The 17,895-nt window shown below is 46.4% G+C and carries 12 protein-coding genes, 2 tRNA genes and 4 pseudogenes; 7 read left to right on the top strand and 11 right to left on the bottom strand.

The window, feature by feature from the left end; all coding sequences use genetic code 11:
• Positions 1-95: 95 nt before the first annotated feature.
• Together JCM15908_RS06425 and JCM15908_RS12770 are read right to left on the bottom strand one after the other, a co-directional pair.
• Entirely contained in the window at positions 96-332 is a 237-nt protein-coding gene (locus JCM15908_RS06425; RefSeq protein WP_025002722.1) for a hypothetical protein, read from the bottom strand.
• Between the two features lie 444 nt (positions 333-776).
• Positions 777-3,064: pseudogene (locus JCM15908_RS12770) on the bottom strand (NADP-dependent malic enzyme).
• 141 nt (positions 3,065-3,205) lie between these two features.
• On the opposite strand from JCM15908_RS12770, the gene JCM15908_RS06435 reads away from it, so the two are divergent.
• The 4 genes and pseudogenes from JCM15908_RS06435 (at position 3,206) to JCM15908_RS15485 (ending at position 7,658) form a co-directional block, all read left to right on the top strand.
• The gene (locus JCM15908_RS06435) at positions 3,206-3,826 is read left to right on the top strand and encodes a TetR/AcrR family transcriptional regulator (RefSeq protein WP_025002723.1); all 621 of its coding nucleotides are present in this window, start codon (positions 3,206-3,208) and stop codon (positions 3,824-3,826) included.
• A gap of 135 nt (positions 3,827-3,961) precedes the next feature.
• Positions 3,962-5,356, top strand: coding sequence for an SGNH/GDSL hydrolase family protein (locus JCM15908_RS06440; protein WP_025002724.1), 1,395 nt, complete (start codon positions 3,962-3,964; stop codon positions 5,354-5,356).
• A gap of 173 nt (positions 5,357-5,529) precedes the next feature.
• Positions 5,530-7,025, top strand: a pseudogene (locus JCM15908_RS12775) (MBOAT family O-acyltransferase).
• Between the two features lie 210 nt (positions 7,026-7,235).
• On the top strand, positions 7,236-7,658 hold the full coding sequence (locus tag JCM15908_RS15485; RefSeq protein WP_306303715.1) for an MBL fold metallo-hydrolase: 423 nt from the start codon (positions 7,236-7,238) through the stop codon (positions 7,656-7,658).
• A gap of 448 nt (positions 7,659-8,106) precedes the next feature.
• On the opposite strand, the gene JCM15908_RS06460 is transcribed toward JCM15908_RS15485, so the two are convergent.
• The 7 genes and pseudogenes from JCM15908_RS06460 to JCM15908_RS12790 all read right to left on the bottom strand — a co-directional run bounded on the left by JCM15908_RS06460 (position 8,107) and on the right by JCM15908_RS12790 (position 14,869).
• A complete protein-coding gene (locus JCM15908_RS06460) occupies positions 8,107-8,478 on the bottom strand; it encodes a hypothetical protein (RefSeq protein WP_025002727.1) in 372 nt (123 codons plus the stop codon).
• A gap of 20 nt (positions 8,479-8,498) precedes the next feature.
• Positions 8,499-9,002 carry a hypothetical protein gene (locus tag JCM15908_RS06465; protein WP_025002728.1) on the bottom strand — a complete coding sequence of 168 codons (504 nt, stop codon included), beginning with the start codon at positions 9,000-9,002 and terminating at the stop codon, positions 8,499-8,501.
• On the bottom strand, positions 8,999-9,217 hold the full coding sequence (locus tag JCM15908_RS06470) for a hypothetical protein (RefSeq protein ID WP_234396395.1): 219 nt from the start codon (positions 9,215-9,217) through the stop codon (positions 8,999-9,001). The genes JCM15908_RS06465 and JCM15908_RS06470 overlap by 4 nt, the downstream gene beginning before the upstream one ends.
• Before the next feature lie 219 nt (positions 9,218-9,436).
• Positions 9,437-10,627, bottom strand: coding sequence for a hypothetical protein (locus tag JCM15908_RS14120; protein ID WP_025002730.1), 1,191 nt, complete (start codon positions 10,625-10,627; stop codon positions 9,437-9,439).
• Between the two features lie 54 nt (positions 10,628-10,681).
• The gene (locus JCM15908_RS06480) at positions 10,682-11,851 is read right to left on the bottom strand and encodes a hypothetical protein (protein WP_025002731.1); all 1,170 of its coding nucleotides are present in this window, start codon (positions 11,849-11,851) and stop codon (positions 10,682-10,684) included.
• A 2-nt stretch (positions 11,852-11,853) separates the two neighbouring features.
• Entirely contained in the window at positions 11,854-12,339 is a 486-nt protein-coding gene (locus tag JCM15908_RS06485; RefSeq protein ID WP_025002732.1) for a T9SS type A sorting domain-containing protein, read from the bottom strand.
• Positions 12,340-12,659: 320 nt separating this feature from the next.
• Positions 12,660-14,869, bottom strand: a pseudogene (locus JCM15908_RS12790) (RelA/SpoT family protein).
• A gap of 106 nt (positions 14,870-14,975) precedes the next feature.
• Here JCM15908_RS12790 and JCM15908_RS12795 point away from each other — a divergent pair.
• From JCM15908_RS12795 to JCM15908_RS06510, 3 genes and pseudogenes are all read left to right on the top strand, one after another.
• Positions 14,976-16,492, top strand: a pseudogene (locus JCM15908_RS12795) (DUF4301 family protein).
• A 189-nt stretch (positions 16,493-16,681) separates the two neighbouring features.
• Positions 16,682-16,754, top strand: a tRNA-Thr gene (locus JCM15908_RS06505).
• Positions 16,755-16,833: 79 nt separating this feature from the next.
• Positions 16,834-16,904, top strand: a tRNA-Gly gene (locus JCM15908_RS06510).
• 181 nt (positions 16,905-17,085) lie between these two features.
• Here JCM15908_RS06510 and JCM15908_RS06515 read toward each other — a convergent pair.
• Both JCM15908_RS06515 and JCM15908_RS06520 read right to left on the bottom strand, forming a co-directional pair.
• On the bottom strand, positions 17,086-17,538 hold the full coding sequence (locus JCM15908_RS06515) for a DUF4293 domain-containing protein (RefSeq protein WP_025002733.1): 453 nt from the start codon (positions 17,536-17,538) through the stop codon (positions 17,086-17,088).
• Positions 17,539-17,541: 3 nt separating this feature from the next.
• On the bottom strand, positions 17,542-17,883 hold the full coding sequence (locus JCM15908_RS06520; RefSeq protein WP_025002734.1) for a DNA-directed RNA polymerase subunit omega: 342 nt from the start codon (positions 17,881-17,883) through the stop codon (positions 17,542-17,544).
• Between the last annotated feature and the right edge of the window lie 12 nt (positions 17,884-17,895).

Genomic DNA, 17,895 nt, shown 5'->3' on the forward strand with positions numbered 1-17,895 from the left:
GACAGACATAGGGATATATCCCCATATCGCAGCACAACATCCTACCTTCAACCATCTTTGCACTTTGGTAAAACACGGCCTCATACAGGGAAAGCTTACACCTCGCCCTCCTCTTTTTCCGGAGAGGGGTTGGGGTTGAGGCTTTTCTTCCTGATTTCTTCCGCCTGCCTCTCTCCCCGCTTCTTGTTGTCGTACTCGCGCAAAAAACCGTCAATCAACAGCAGGATAGCAAGCACGCCGCCCGTTATCCACAAAGACTTACTAATATAATAGATGCCGCCAATAACAATGAAGAGCACCAAGAACTCTTTCCAGTTGATAATTCGTTTCATGCCGCAAAGTTAGCGAAAAGATTAGAGAAACAGTTTGAAAAGCCGATAAGTTTTGAACAAAATATACTTTGCCCTATAGCAAGCACCGTTCAGCTTTTTGTAACTTGCTGATTGCCGTCTATGAAAATATGGTGTGCGGATACACAGTGTTTCTAACAAAAAAGAAGACGTTACCGTGAAGTGCCCCCGAAAGTTAGACAAAAACTTTCGGGGTTTATCATGCAAAAGAGGATTTTAGATGGGAGAAAAGTTTTAGCGGACAATTTTAAATCTCTTATAGGACAATTTTAAATCTCTTATAGGACAATTTTAAATCTCTTATAGTGACAGCAATAAAATAGAATCATAAAAAGACTCCTTTAGATTCTTGAAATCCAAAGGAGTCTTATCGGTTGGTTAATGGGGAGAATGGTTCCGGCTGCCCCGAAAGCCATTTCTCTGGTATTATTTCTTGTTCTTTATCTTCTCAACATAGGCATCAATGACAGCCACTGCGGTAACGTTGACAATGTCCCGGACTGATGCTTCGAAATCGGTGAAATGGATAGGCTTGTTCAGTCCCATCTGAATCGGGCCGATAACCTCCGTTTCGGGACTGAGTCCCTGCAAGAGCTTGTAGCCGCTGTTGGCCGAGGAGAGGTCGGGAAAAACGAGCGTATTGACGTTCTTGCCTTTCAGGCGTGTGAAGGGGAACTTCTCGTCGCGTAGTTTTCTGTCAAGGGCAAAGTTTACCTGAATTTCTCCATCAATGGCGAGGTCGGGATTCTCTTTCTGGAGTATTTCTACTGCCGTATGTACCCGCAGGGGCGAGCCTGTGGTATCGGCACCGAAATTAGAGTAAGAGAGCATAGCTATGACCGGCTCGTCGTTGAAGAACCTCACCGAGTGGGCTGCCAACCGGGCAACATCGGTAAGTACGTCGGAATCAGGATGACGGTTGATGAGCGTGTCGGCAATGTAGTAGACGCCTTTCTTGGTATTAAGGATGTGCATAGTGCCGAAGTGTCCGTATTCGGGACGGATGCCTATGACCTCCTTTGCAACCTTAATGGTGTTGCTGTATTTGGTATAAAGACCCGTAATGAAGGCATCGGCATCTCCGTTTTCGACCATGGACATACCGAAATAGTTGCGTTCGTACATCTTGTCGCAGGCCTCCTCGAAGATATATCCTGCCGGGCACGCTTCTCAGTGAGGTGCTTTGCATACGTGGCACGCCGTCCCTGCTCCTTGTCTGCACGCATATCAATGATTTCAATACCTGTAAGGTCGAGCTTCAGGCGATGGGCTACACGTGCCAGACGGTCGGGATTGCCCAAAAGGATAGGGTAACATATACCTTCCTGCTTGGCCTGTACGGCTGCTTTCATCATAGTCTGGTTGGCTCCTTCGGCAAAAACCACGCGCTGTGGGTGGCGGGCCGCCGTAGCGTGGAGATAACGGGTCAGCTTCGATTCCTGCCCAAGCAGTTCGCGCAGACTCTGCTTATAGGCGTCGAAATCCGTGATAGGAGTGCGGGCCACACCGCTCTCCATAGCTGCCTTGGCTACTGCCGCGCTGACTTCTGTAATGAGGCGCGGGTCGACTGGTTTCGGAATGAAGTATTTCGGGCCAAATTCAAGGTCGTTGACGTGATAGACATCGTTTACAATATCGGGTATAGGTTGTTTTGCCAGTTCAGCAATGGCGAGGGCGGCAGCCATCTTCATCTCTTCGTTAATGGCCTTGGCATGCACGTCGAGTGCACCGCGGAAGATATAGGGGAAGCCGATGACATTGTTAATCTGGTTGGGGTAGTCTGACCGGCCTGTTGACATCAGCACATCGGAACGAGCCTCCATGGCATCCTCGTATGAGATTTCCGGGACGGGATTAGCAAGGGCAAAGACGATAGGATTCTCGTTCATTGAGCGAATCATATCCTGCGTGAGGATGTTTCCCTTGGACAGCCCGACAAAGACGTCGGCACCCCTGATGGCTTCTTCGAGTGTATGCACGTCGCGGCGGTCGGTGGCGAAGAGCGACTTCTGTCCTGTCAGGCCGGGACGGTCGGAAGTGATGACGCCTTTGGAGTCGAGCATGACGATATTCTCGCGTCTCAGACCTAATGCCATATAGAGTTTGGTACAGGAAATAGCCGCTGCACCGGCACCGTTGACTACGAGACTCACCTTATCGATGTCCTTTCCTGCCACCTCAAGCGCGTTTTTCAGTCCGGCAGCCGAAATGATGGCCGTGCCGTGCTGGTCGTCGTGCATGACAGGAATGTCAAGAGTGCGTTTCAGCCGTTCCTCGATAATAAAACATTCCGGTGCCTTAATATCTTCGAGATTGATACCACCGAACGACGGAGCAATCCGCTCTACGGCTTCGCAGAATTTATCAGGGTCTTTTTCGTCTACTTCTATGTCGAATACATCCACACCGCCGTAGATTTTGAAAAGCAGTCCCTTTCCTTCCATTACGGGCTTTCCGCTCATGGCACCAATGTCACCGAGCCCGAGAACAGCAGTACCGTTGGATATGACAGCTACAAGGTTACCCTTGTCGGTATACTTATATACATCGTCTGGGTTCTGTTGGATTTCGAGACAGGGGTAGGCTACACCCGGAGAATAAGCCAGACTCAAGTCGGTCTGAGTGCTATAGGGTTTGGTTGGTTTTACTTCAATCTTACCGGGGCGGCCATTGCTGTGATATTCCAATGCCGCTTCTTTCGTAATTTTTACCATACAAAGTTTCTAATTTGTTATTGTCATTCCTGTACAAATACATAATCTTTTCGCAAAGATAGTAAAAACCATTGTAAAACATTAGTCGTTACCGAAGTTTTTTGTAATTTTGCAATGCAAAACGAGTTTTTACGGCATTATATGTATAAAGGCAATGCATACAGGGAAGAGCTGAAGGGAAAAATCCTTCAGGCAGCCACGGAGATGTTCTACCGGTTGGGAATCCGTCAGGTAACGATGGACGATATAGCCAATGGACTGAAAATCTCCAAGCGGACTCTGTATGAAATCTACGAAAACAAAGAGAAACTGCTGTCTGACGTGCTGTTGACGAACGATGAGCAAAACTCGCGGACGTTGGAGACTTTTGATGTTCCGGGGAAGAATGTACTTGACATTATCATAGAGTTGTATCTTTTTAAGACAGAAAAGCTTAGCCATGTAAATCCCCTTTTCTTCGAGGAGCTTCACAAATACCCCAAGCTGATAGAGTTTATGCGCAGGCGGCATGACAGACAGAGGAAGGCTTTTCTTGACTTCATCGGCCGTGGCATATCAGAAGGCTACTTCCTTCCGAACGTCAACTACGAACTGTTACAAATCATGGGCGATGCCACGGGGGAATATGTAATGAATAACTTCCTCTACAAGAAGTATGATTTTCGGGATATTTTCCACACCTCCGTCCTGTTATTTATCCGTGGCATCTGTACCCCGAAGGGAGTTCAGCGGCTGGACGAACTGATGGAGAAGCTGAGATAGCCATTAAACCATAGTGCATAGTGAACAATTCTAAGTTGTGATATCAATAGCTGAATCATATTTTGCCAAAAGAAAGACGAGCTATACGGACAAAGCTTAAAATTCAAACACCAACGTTCAAAGATTAAAGATTGAATGAAAGATAACACCTATAAAACATTGTTGCTGACAGTGTTGGTTATTATTTTCTTGATATTACTTCATTTCCTCCCGAAGATAGAAGTCAGTGGAGTAGAACTGCGTAACATAAACATCCTAAGCGACTTATCGGTTAAGTCGGAGACTCTGAAAGATGTTATTCCCAAACCCAAGCTGCCGAACGGAATTATTGTAAGGGATAAGGATGGAAATATAGTCAACTTCAAGGAAGTCTGGCCCAAGGGGACGGAACGAATACTTGATTTCTCTCAGGGCAAGGCCTGCGGAATGGATCACTTCTATGAAAGGCTGACTTCCTTAGCAAATAAGGAAGCGCAGCCGCGCCCCGTACGCATAGCCTATTTTGGCGACTCTTTCATAGAGGGGGATATCATGATAGCCGACCTTCGCGAGATGCTTCAGCAGAAATATGGTGGGTATGGCGTGGGATGGATTGATGCCGGAAACGACCTCAACCAGTACAAGCACGTGGTTCACAACGAGTTCTCTGGACTTATAGAGCACATGCCGAAGAGGCCCGACAGCTACAATGTTGCGGAGGCAGGCATTGCAGAGCGATACTACACGATGGACGGAACGGCAGAGATAAAGCTATCACCGTTTGAACTTCATGAATATCCGCATACAGAGAAGTGGGATGCAACCCGTCTTTACTTTCGGGCCAAAAGGGGGACAAACGTGAGCTTCACACTTGCAGGGGGCAGGCAGACAAACGTGCAGGTTGCACCGTCGCCAAAGGTTCAAATGGTTGAAATGAAGGGCAATACAAATGGGGCAACCATCAGGATAAGCGGCTCTCCTACCCTCTTCGGTACGGCACAAGAATCGGATGCGGGTGTGGTGGTTGACAATTTTAGTATGCGCGGTTCCGACGGACGCTCGTTGGCCAATCTTCCGCCTGCCATGCTGAAAGAGTTTGCCCATGCACGTCCCTATGACCTAATTGTATTCCAATTTGGTGTCAATGCCGTGGATGAGAAGACGACTCCCGAACGTCTGAAGAAATACATCTCGGAGATGAATAAGGTGCTGACGCTCTTCCGCCAGTGCTTTCCTGAAACGAGCATACTCGTGATGGGTTCGCCAGACCGCGGTTCCAAGACGTCGCCCGACGGTACGATGAAAGGCATAGAGATGCTCGTTGGCTATCAGGAGCAGCTGGCTTCCGATGCCAAAGTGGGCTTCTACAACCTCTTCCGCTCCATGGGCGGCCCGGGAACAATGGTGCGCATTGTAGACGAGCAGGAAATGGGCACGAAAGACTATGTGCATATTAATTATAAAGGTGGGAAGTATGTGGCCGGCGGAATCTTCAGGTCGATAGTCGCAGGGCAGCAGAACTATGCGCGAAGAATTAAGATTTACGAATGAGGAGTGCCGAATAAATTTGATTGGAGATCCTCAGATGAATAATACAGAATATACTTTGTCTTAGCCCCCCGAACCCTTCCGAGAACTTTCTCAGCTTCCCCACCCGACTCCTTTAACTTTCCAACAAGATGGATACAATATTGAGACAGATAGAACTCTTTTTCCAGTTAACAATGAGCCAGCTTAGCGAGTATTTCGCTTCAATGAACTTTACCAAAGTATGGGACATCCTGCTTTACAATCCACGCGAACCGCTGTTGTTCTCGTCGGGTGCGTTCCTCTTTGTCTTTCTCGGTTTCATGCTTGCCTATTTCGCTTTCCGCAAGCGGCTGTCGGCACGCCTGCTGTTCGTTACGCTCTTCTCCTACTACTTCTTCTACAAGAGCAGCGGATTCTACTTCCTGCTCTTGGCACTTGTTACGGTGTCCGACTTTCTGATAGCCCGTCGGGTACATGCCGGCAGCAGGCGGAAGCCGTGGGTGGCACTGAGCCTGCTCGTCAATCTCGGCATGTTGGCATACTTCAAGTATACCAACTTCTTTGCCGGAATGGTAAGCCAGATGATTGGTGGCAACTTCCAGCCTTGGGACATCTTCCTGCCTGTCGGCATCAGCTTCTATACATTCAAGACCATCTCCTACGTTGTCGATGTCTACCGCGGTAGGATGAAGCCGATGGAAAGCCTACTCGACTATGCTTCTACGTCAGTTTCTTCCCCACTCTGCTTGCCGGGCCTATCGTCCGCGCTACGGAATTTGGTCCACAGATACGCAAACCGTTGCATATCTCGCAGAAGATGTTTGCCACGGGTGTCTACTTCATCCTCATCGGACTCTTCAAGAAAGCTGTCATTTCCGATTATATCTCGCAGAACTTCGTCGACCGCATCTTCGACAATCCTACCCTCTTTTCAGGCGGTGAAGTGCTTTTGGGCATCTATGGCTACTGCATACAAATATACAGCGACTTCTCGGGCTATTCGGACATGGCCATCGGCATCTCGCTTCTACTCGGGTTCGAGCTTTCGATGAACTTCAATGCCCCGTTCAAAGCCGACTCCATGAGTGATTTCTGGCGTCGGTGGCACATCTCACTCTCCACGTGGATTCGCGACTATATTTACATCTCGCTGGGCGGAAACCGACGAGGAAAGTGGATGATGTACCTGAACCAGATGATAGCCATGACGCTTTGCGGACTCTGGCACGGAGCTTCTCTCAACTTTGTCGTTTGGGGCGTGCTCCACGGTCTGCTCGTCTGCGTCCACAAGTTTTGGTCGCAAACGGTCTTGAAGCACGACCGCCATTACCACCCGACAGGTGTCCGCCGTTTCTTCTCCGTGCTTATTACCTTCCACGTACTTTGTCTGACGTGGCTCTTTTTCCGCTGCAAGGATTTCGATAGCGTATGGGTGATGCTTCATCAGCTTGTGGCTAAGTTCAATCCGTCCGTTCTGCCCGACGTTTTTGCCGGATATAAATATGTTTTCATGCTGATGGTACTGGCACTTGTTACCCATTGGCTGCCCGACAACTGGCAGGACCGCATCATCCGGGTTTTTGAGAAGGGAGGGGTACTTGTCTCTGCCGTTGCCCTGACAGCCATTATCTTTATCATCATGCAGGTGAAGAGTTCGGACGTACAGCCATTCATTTATTTTCAATTCTGATTTTCGAGCTGTCCTGAGCTGATGTTAATTAAGGAAGACTAATGTTGCAAAAACAGGATGAAAGAAATATTTCCTCAGCAGTACATAACCATGCTTGGTACTAGGAATGCCCTTGCCACCAAATGCTATAATACTTGTTTTATCATTCATGCCAATGAGAAAGTTACTCTTATGGTAGATGCGGGAGGTGGAAATGGAATATAGACACAATTGGAAAGAGCAGAGGTTCCTGTAGATAGTATCACAGACCTTTTTGTTACACATGCCCATACAGACCATTTACAGGGATGTGTGTGGATGATGCGTATGGCTCTACAATTCAAGCATCATTTGCATATTTGGAGCCATAGTAAAGTTATCCGACTTTTGAGTTCTATTTGCCGTGAAACTCTTCCACCTAAAGAAGCTGATGGGATAGGCAGTATTGTTGAGCTTCATTGCTTGGAAAGTGGGGAGCACTTTAGTGTAGGTAACATTCAGTTGACTTGTTTTGATATTTACTCGACAAAGGAACCGCAATTTGGGTTTCAGGCTCTTATGCCTGATAGTAAAAAGCTCTGTTGCCTTGGTGACGAACCATATTGCGAACAGAATGCTATTTATGCAGAAAAATGTGGATTGGCTTATGAGTGAAGCTTTTTGCCTCTATTCTGACCGAGACCGTTTCAAGCCTTATGAGAAACATCATAGCACAGTGCTTGATGCCGCACGGATGGCAGAGGAACTTCGTGTGAGAAACCTTATCCTATATCATACGGAAGACAACACACTTACCACTCGACGAAATCGTTACACCGCTGAAGCTAAATCTGTTTTTAGCGGTAATGTAGTGATTCCAAATGATCTAGAAAAGATTCTGATATAAGAAGTATTAGGCTATATATCAAGATGTAACACTTGTAGAAATATAGTAAAGGTAGGCGTAATGGACATTTGGTAGGCTGAATTTATATATGGTTAGAAATTTGCCTATAAAAATCCCTCCACAAGATGGAGCTTGTAGAGGGATGATGAATTTGAAATAAAAATATGTATTGGAAAGCCTGTCATGCTTCCAGAGACATAATAAGATTCCACAGGATTACTTTACCAACAGCTTCGAAGTCGTTACCGAGCCGTCGGTGTTTTCGGTCTTGCGGATGACGAAGCCCTTGGCAGGCGACGATACGCGCTGTCCGCTCAGGTCGTAGTAGGTTACCTTCGCTGCGCTACTCTTCTGTGCATCTCTTATGCCGCTTGTCTCATTAGAGAGTACGCAGCTGTTGTAATAGTCAAGGAGCGACAGCTCGTCGGGGTTGTCATTGAATATCAGGGAAGTTGTCTTGAGCGTATAGCGGTCGTTGGCTGCATCGTATTCGAATACGACATCGGTGAGCGGTGCGTCGTCATCCTCGGGGGTAACTGCGTTGGAACTTCCCACCAGATAAGTCTGGAAGATGAGCACGGTGCCCATGAACTGGCCTTTCTTGAATGTTACAAGTCCGTTGCTGTCAATGGTGCCCTTGATGGTGCCTTCAGGTACATGGTGTATATGCCTTGGAAGTAGACATCGTTGCCGTCGCGTGCAACCTTCACTATCCCTGAAACAGGTGCAGAGCCGTCTCCGGTCATCTTGTAGTCGGTTGTGGCAAGGCCTTCGGGTATGGCTACAGGCTTTTCTTCGACCTCCGTGCAGGTTACGTCAAAGTCGCCCGTGCCTCCCCAAGCACTTCCTTGTTCTGGAATTTCTGCTGCTACACCGAGAATTACGGAGCCGTCGGAGTTTGTACCATTCAGTTTCAGGTCTTTTCCATCTATGGTATATGTGAAGTTCGATGTTGTCTCATCTACCGCGAAGTCTACCGGGTCGTCCGACACCTTCTCCATGATGAATATTTTGAAGCTGGCGTTGTATTCTTGCATATAATACACGGTCTGGCCCGTGGGTACCGTGATGGTATTCCCGTCTATTGTGCCCTTTATCCAAGTATTGGTCATGAAACCCGATATAGGTTCTGGATATAGACGGTCTTTCCGTCGTCGCCATAGACTACATCCATGAACTTGCTGGATATTCCCTCTATCTTGCCGGTGTTGGTATTGTAGGTTTTTCCTACCCGGTTATACGACTTGCGGGTTCCCTCCGGGGTGTCAGTGATAATTGTTTGGGCACACAGCTTCATTGCCATCATAGCAAGAAGCATAAAAAGCATTCTTTTCATAAATTAAAAATAAAATGAGTGAATATAAAAATTGTAATGAAAAATCTTGTTCAGAGATAGACTATCGTCTGCTCTTGATTGGAATCGGCAATAAGCCAAATAGTTGGTGAATTGAATTACTGGCTGAAAGTATAGGAGCGGATAGAGCCGCCCCTACTTCTTCCTATACGTATCTGTTATTTCTATAACTTGTGGTACAGTCTGTTATCCTTATTCCGGGTTCGTGTGGAACTCAATGGCCTGAATGTCTGTCGTTATTCCGCCGTCATAGCCGAAGACCAGAAGCACGCAGTCTGTGTCGCTTTGCCCTGTTGGCACCTTGCCTTTGAAGTCTCCAGAGAAGATGCTTGACTCCAAGCCACCATAGAAACTGAGGGTGCTTACAATGCTGGTGGCAGCCTTCACCTTGTCGTCTTCTGCATTCTGTAGCTCTCTTTCCCAGACGCGCTTGCTCTGTATGTTGAGGACATACTTGTCGGCTGTGGTGGTCTTGACGGTTACGTCAACTCCGTCATGGTATACGTTGTCAATGGTTACCTGAATGTTGTTATTGGAGACTTCAGCCGCCGTGGTCTTGAACTCCTCCATGTAGGGTTCCGTAGTGAATGTGCCTTCTGGTGTAACACCGTAGCAGTAGACAACATATTCGGTTTCTGGAGTAAGGTCTGCCCCTTTTAATTCTTTGAGCGTTGTCTCCAGCTTCCCGGTGCGCAACAGGTTGGGGAGCAGCTCCTTCAGTTCTACGCCCATCTGTTCTGCCAAGTATGTCCAATACTCCGTGTCAGCCTTCTGCACGTTTGTATAGCGCTGAATCATTGTGTTGTAGTCTTCCTTGGTAACGATGAAGGGATAGTAGGTCATGCTTGCATCCTTCGGTGTAACGACAAGCGAGCCGTCGGCTGAAGCGACATTGGATATTTCAATCTTAAACTCATCGGTAGCCTTTGCAAGAGTCTTCGCTTCTTTCTTGGTCATGGCACAGGGTATCCCGTCGCTGTCGACTCCCAATACATAGAAATAGTAGGTAGTCGCCTCGGTGAGGCCTTGAATCCATGCATAATAAGGAGCAGTCTGCACAATGTTATATTGCTCGATTATCTTCTTGCGTATTTCTCCTTCCGTGCCTGTAAGCTCTTCGGGAGAAATCAGGATATAGTACTTTACACAATTCTCCGGCTGTGCGACGTCTATCAATATCTTGTCTGTTTGTACTTCGGTAATATCGAAAGTGAACTCCTCCATCTTGAAGGAGGTGAACTTCAGGTCTTTCACTTGGTCTAATATTACAGCCTTGGAAGTTTTTTCCTTTGTTATGAACTTTAGAATTTCATTGCTCCCTGTCTGTCCAAAGACTACAGTGGCAAAGAAAGAAGCCATAAACAGCAATATAGTTTTCTTCATTTGTTTTTTCTCTATAAAGTTGTGATTGTTGAAAATTGGAAAAGCATCAGCATTTTATTCTGCTGGGGTTGTAAACGGAATAACTATAGGTTCTCCTGCAGGAGCTCCTTCGTCTATAGGTATAGCGAAGGCGAAATATTTTCTTCCCGGCTTTCTGTTGGGGAAAGTCTTGGATGAGTCGCCATTCACAACCAATGGATTCACGTCAACTTGGTAGCAGAAGTCCTCGGCCATAGCCTTGTAGTCGCCCTTGAAGGCATTGACGTATGCTTCGCCTTCGACTGCCAAGACGTAGCCTTCGTCATTGGTTGTCTTCGCATTAAGGGTAACGGTTCTTGCCCCGAGGTCGCTTAATGTCAAGGTAATCTGGTTGGTTGTCGGCTTCGCTGCCGGAGTGTTAGCGGTCTTTGTATATACAGGCGTGGTAGGATTCCCGTCTGCATCCATGCCAAAGGCAACAATCATCTGCTTGGAATTCCATCTAAGACGGGTTCCCGTAATGCTTTGCTCACCAGTGTAGAGCTGTCTGTCCATGATGCTTTGCCATGTCTCACCGGGATACATGCTTGCCAGCCACTGCCAATATGCAATAAAATGATTGATTACATCACCACCGTTGCTTTCGGCATTACAATCCTCTATATACTTTTCATAACCGCTGCAAAGGGCTTCGTACTTTCCTGAGAAGTTGTTGGGAACAACTTTGTAAGTAACGGTCGTCGGCGTTGTCTCAATAATCTCAATTCTCAGAAGGTCATCGGCAACCTTACCAGTTCTCACATTAAGTTTGGAAACTCCACTTGGAATTTCATTGCTGTCGAAAGCGAGAGCATATACAATATAGTCCTTTTCTGACTCCAACTCCGTAAAGTCCTTTACATACGACGCATCGGATTCTACTGTCTTATTCTCCAGAAGGTAATCCTTTATTTCGTCGTCGGACAACACCTTTCCGGCAGGAAGGCAGGCAGCATAAAATTTCGAGCAGTTAGGCTGAAGCTCGAAGTCGACGGCAACAGAACTTGAAGTTGCGTATCTTTGCTTAAGGCCTACCTGTGCACTCTCATAATATGCAAATGTAATGGAGTCGAGATCGTCGGTAAGATATGCAATCTTTTCACCCGACTTCATTGTTGCAGTAACTTTATGATATTGCTTGTCACTTTGGGCGTTTGCAACCAGTCCCAAGCTAATGGCCAATAAAAATAGTAGATATTTTTTCATAATTATTTCTTGAATTTGAGTGTGCTGTTGTTTATCTTGAAAAGGTAAATGCCTTCAGGAAGTCCTGATACGTCAACGGGTGTTCCCGCCCACTTGTCATTTTTGCTGATGAGCTTTCCGTCAATGGTATACAATGCCGTTGTGTATTTTTCCCCTTGCTTGTAGCCGTCTATATAGATAAGGCCACTGCCGGCAGGTGAATAGACAATAAGGTCTCCGTCAGGAAGTTTTGTATTCCCAATTCCATCCACAACATCAAATTCAATAGAGGTGATGTTGTCAAACTTGAATAGTTCTCCCTGACTTCCGTCTTTCTTAACGACGGCAATTCCGTCATCATTAAATTTGAACCCTTTCATGTCTGCTACATTGAAAGTTTGGTCTCCTGTAGTCGTCTTGACAATTACTTTCGATGCACTTTGCGCATGAGCGGCAGAGGCAAATGCGGTAGCAAGCATCAGGAAGGTCATGACTCTTTTCTTTTTCATAAAGCTTTTATTTAATTAGTAAATGTGAATAATAGACCACCAGTTATAAGGTCCTTGTCTGGATTTATGTTAGCGGCATAGTTTATTATGTGCAAAGTTAAGGAGAAACAACAAAAGGAACAAATTTTCATGTACTTTTTTCAGCTGACATGCCAAAATAATGCTTGCCTTGACTTTTTGCTTATCAATGTATCGCAATGTGAGCAAGACTTTTCCGAATAATGAAAACGGCACTTTAGGGCAATGAAAACGGCACTTTCATACACTGAAAGTGCCGTTCTCAATTTCGTCATCGCGATGCTTGTTTTTTTATCCAAAACTTATATTCGGTTGACCTGCTTTACTCCCTTTATGGTGCGCAGTCTTTTTATCAGCATGTTTAGTTTGGAGAGGTCGTCGAGCATGACTACAAGATTCCCCGAGAATAGTCCATCATGGGAATCGATATTGATAGACCGCATGACAATCTTCTCATCTTTGGAAATAATGTTCGTGATATTGCTGATGATGCCAATGTCGTCATTGCCGATGATACGGAGAGTTGTGCTGTACTGCGACGAGCCTTTACCGCTCCAACAGGCTTTCACGATGCGGTAGCCGAAGCGTTTGCGCATTTCCGGGGCGTTGGGGCAGTCGTTGCGGTGAATCTTTATGCCTCCGTTGATGGTAACGAAACCGAAGACCGGGTCGCCATAGATGGGATGGCAGCATTTGGACAACGTGAAGTCGATTCCCTTCAGATTCTCGTCGATGACGAGCACGTCGTCATTGTTTCGGGAGAGGATTGCATCGGGATTCTTGTACTCGAAATTTTCCGCACTCTCGGTCTCCTTTGGCTGATTGAGGTTATGGGCGCGGTTGTATACTTTCTGATATTCCTCTATGACGTAGTTCGGGTCAAGTTTCTCGTCGGCAATCTGCTTGTAGAAATCGGACACTTCTTTGAATCCGAGCCTTTTCAGCAGGTGTGCCATAATAGGGTCTTCTATTTCTATCTTTTTGTTCTTGAATCTTCTTTCAAGCATTTCCTTGGCGTAGATTCCTTCCTTGACCTGAGTCTCTTTCAGGGCGAGACGTATTTTTGCCTTGGCACGTGCCGATTTGACGATTTTCAGCCATTCTTGTTTGGGCTTTTGAGAGGAGAGGGTCTGTATTTCTACGGTATCCCCACTATGCAGTTCGGTCTTGAACGATACATTTTTCCCATTAACCTTTCCTCCTACACACTGGTTTCCGAGCTTTGAGTGGATGTGGTAGGCAAAGTCAAGGATGGTTGATCCTTTGGGAAACTTCAACAAGTCGCCTTTAGGCGTGAAGACATAGATTTCCTTTTCGTATAGTCCTAATTTGAATTGGTCCATTACTTCCAAGTTGCTTCCTGCCTCCAATGCGGTGCGAATGGAAGCGAGCCAGTCGTCCATGCCTCCTTCTGCCTTTACGCCTTTGTAACGCCAGTGGGCAGCCAGTCCGTGTTCTGCAACTTCGTCCATCCGCTCTGTCCTTATCTGCACTTCTACCCATTTCTGTTCCGGCCCTAAGACGGTGATGTGCAGACACTCGTAGCCATTCGATTTCGGAACAGATATCCAGTCGCGCAGCCGCTTCGGATTGGGTTGGTACATGTCGGTAACGATGGAGTAGACCTGCCAGCACTGCATTTTCTCTTTTTCAAAAGGCGAATCGAGAATGATGCGGATGGCAAAGAGGTCGTAAATGCCTTCAAAGTTGCACCGTTGCTTCTTCATCTTCTGCCAAATAGAGTGGATGGACTTGGTGCGCCCCTTGATGTGAAACTTCAGCCTGTCTGCTCTAACCGCTTGCCGACAGGTTCAATAAAGCGTTTGATATAGGCGTCGCGGGCCGATTTGGTCTCGTTCAGCTTGTCCTTGATATGGTAGTAGGCATCATGTTCCAAATATTTTAAGGAAAGATCTTCCAACTCGCTTTTCAGTCGGTAGAGACCCAGCTTGTGGGCAAGCGGGGCATAGAGGTAGCTGGCTTCTTCGGAAACCTCGTGCTGCGCTTGCTTGTTGACCGTGTCCCGTATTTGCCTCATCAGGTTGACCCTGTCGGCAATCATAATCAGTATGACGCGCATGTCCTCGGCAAACGAAAGGAGCAGATTGCGGAAGTTTTCGCTTTCGATGACAGGATTCTTCTTGTATAAATTCTGTATGCGTACAAGCCCGTGTATAATCTTTCCCACTCCTTCGCCGAATTGCTGTTCGACATTTTCCAAAGAGCAATAGCCACTCTGTACACCATTATATAATAAGGTGGCAAGAATAGAGTCGCGCTTCAGCCCGATGTCCTTCACTGCTATGATTGCAGTCTGCAGTGAGCACAATATCGGGTTGAGTCCGAAGGTGTTTCGTTCTATCTTGTTGTTTCTGATAGCATCTTCTGCTATCGCGAGCAATTTCTTCTCATCCTCCAAAATCCATGAAGTAGACAGCTCTTGCTTCAGTTCCTCAAACAGGATTAAAGATTTCTGCCTTTCATCTTCTGTGAAAACAAACTTTTCCTCCATATTATATGATTATTTCGTACAAAGTTACGAAAAAAACGGTTATTTATTCCTCATTTTTATAAAAAGTAATTATATTTGCCATACAAATCAACTAAAACATATCTGTATGCTTACACAGGAAGACAGAAAACAAATTGCCGAAAAAGGAATCAGTGAGGAGCAACTCAACGTACAGCTCAAGAACTTTGAAACAGGCTTTCCCTATCTGCGACTGGAAGGGGCTGCTTCGGTAGAGAAGGGCATCATGGTTCCCGATGAATCAGCCTGTATTGAATATAAGAGAATATGGGGCAAGTATAAGAAAGAGGGACGGAGAATAGTTAAGTTTGTCCCCGCCTCGGGTGCTGCCAGCCGGATGTTCAAGGACATGTTTGCCTTTTTGGATGCCGAATACAATGTACCCACGACCAGTTTCGAGAAAGAGTATTTTGCCAATATACACCGCTTTGCCTTCTATGACCATCTTGATGCTGCCTGCAGACGCAACGAGGGGAAGGGAGTAGAGGCTCTCATTGCCACAGGAAAGTATAAGTCGGTAGTTGCCAACATGCTGGGAAGAGATGGGCTGAACTATGGTGGGCTTCCCAAGGGGTTGCTTCTGTTCCACGATTATGAAGATGGTGCACGTACTTCGCTGGAAGAGCATTTGGTAGAGGCAGCCCTCTATGCTGACAGCAATGGCAAGGCTGATATTCATTTTACGGTTTCGCATGAGCATTTGGACTTGTTTAAGGCAAAGGTGGCAGAGTGTAAGGCCAAGTACGAAGCACGATATGGTGTCTCCATGAACATAACTTTCTCCGAACAGAAACCGAGTACTGACACTGTGGCGGCTAATCCCGATAATACACCGTTCCGTAACGAAGACGGTTCCTTGTTGTTCCGTCCGGGTGGGCATGGTGCGCTCATTGAGAATCTGAATGATATAGATGCCGATATTATCTTTGTAAAGAATATAGACAACGTTGTACCCGACCGCCTGAAAGGAACTACCGTCGAGTGGAAGAATGTGATTGCAGGAATCCTTGTCGCATTGCAGCGAAAGGTCTTCGGGTATCTGGAGAAATTGGATAACGGAAACTACCGGCATGCGACTTGGAGAAAATGCTTCGTTTCGTACAGCACGACCTGTGTTGCCGTTGGGACAAGGCGGAGAGTCTGGGGAAAGAGGAGCTTGTCTGCTATCTTCGAAAGAAACTGAATCGCCCCATGCGCGTCTGCGGTATGGTTCGTAATAGCGGTGAACCCGGGGGCGGCCCGTTCCTTACTTATAATACAGATGGAACGGTCAGCCTACAGATATTGGAAAGTTCGCAGATAAATACTGCTGAAGAAACTTATGCCAAGATGTTTAGGAGTGGAACTCACTTTAACCCTGTAGACCTTGTGTGTGCTGTCAAGGATTATAGGGGTAGGCCATTCTGTTTGCCGGAGTTCGTAGATAAGTCGACAGGATTTATCAGTCTTAAGTCGAAGAATGGCAGAGAACTGAAAGCACTGGAGCTGCCGGGGCTTTGGAATGGGGCGATGAGCGACTGGAATACAGTGTTTGTTGAGGTTCCTTTGGCTACATTCAATCCAGTAAAGACTGTCAATGACCTTCTTCGCGAACAGCATCAATAGTAAATAGGTTTGCAGCCTCTCCCTTCGCAATCTCCATCAATGGGAGATTGCGAAAGAGGAGAGGTTTCTTGTTTGTTCTATACGGGACGAAACGTCAGTTCACTGACAGCCATTTGATAAAAATAATGGAATAATTTGGCAGATATTCTTTGGCAATTTACTTTTTTATTGTATCTTTGCACTCGCAACGCCGATATGGCTCAGTTGGTAGAGCAACGCATTCGTAATGCGTAGGTCCCCGGTTCGAGTCCGGGTATCGGCTCACTTTAGTGAGTATTAGCTTTCATGGATATTCAATCGTAGCGTAGTAATTCATCTTGCGGTTTAGTATCTTGGTTTTTGCGGAATTAGCACATCGGTAGTGCACGGGCTTCCCAAGCCTGGGAGGCGGGTTCGATTCCCGTATTCCGCTCTACGCTTCAGCTGTTTATTTCTTCCCTCTTCTTATTTATCTGTGTTAGGTATTTAGACTGGCGAATATTGCAGTTTGGTCTATCTGTTATTTCCATTTATATAGATTTCTGTAAACAAAAATCCCCCATAGTCTGTTATTGACCATGAGGGACTTATATTTGCAGAATATTGATAAAACCTTATCTTATTCTGTCGGCTGCCCTTACCAAGGCTTCGTCGGCAAGAATAGATTTGCGTGCAAGCCATAAAAGGATGAAACCGACCAAAGGCAGGCAAGCTGCAAACTCAATATGGAAGGTGGAATTAACGGCCAAAACCTGACTGAATACGCCATATACAATATACCACCCGACTATCATCAGCATGGAAAATACGCAGAAGCGTGCCTGACGTTTGCGGTTGTGATAGTCGAAAATGGCAAATAGGTTGATGGGGCATGTTGTCAAAAGGATGGCAAACAAGGCCCATACACTGAAATCTTTGCTGCCGTTGCCATCCATTATCCATAGGTTCATCATCAGGCTGTCAGCTGCCAGCTTGTCGGAAACGAATCTGCCAACAGGCAGGCAGAGAGATGCCATGATGGCAATCAATGCCAAGAACAGGAAGATAGTCTGCTTGCGCTGTATCATGGCTTAGTAGTTTTCCTCTTCCTGCCCGTCCTTAGAAGGATCACGCCAGTAAATGTTGCCGTCAATGAACTCCTGCGTTGCCAAGAGGGTTGGCTTCGGGAGTTTTTCGTAATAGCGGCTAATTTCAATCTGTTCGCGATTCTCGAACACCTCCTCCAGAGAATCGTTGTAGGAAGCAAACTCTGCCAACTTCTTACTCAAGTCCTGCTTGATTTCTACAGAAATCTGATTGGCACGCTTGGCTATGATAGCAACACTCTCGTAGACGTTGTCTGTTTCCTTCCAAAGGTCGCGAACATTACGAGTAACTGTGTTGACGGGTGATTTTGATTTCTTGTAATCCATTCTTTTATATGA

It is taken from the genome of Prevotella dentasini JCM 15908 (assembly GCF_000614065.1).
GTDB classification, from domain to species: Bacteria; Bacteroidota; Bacteroidia; order Bacteroidales; family Bacteroidaceae; genus Prevotella; species Prevotella dentasini.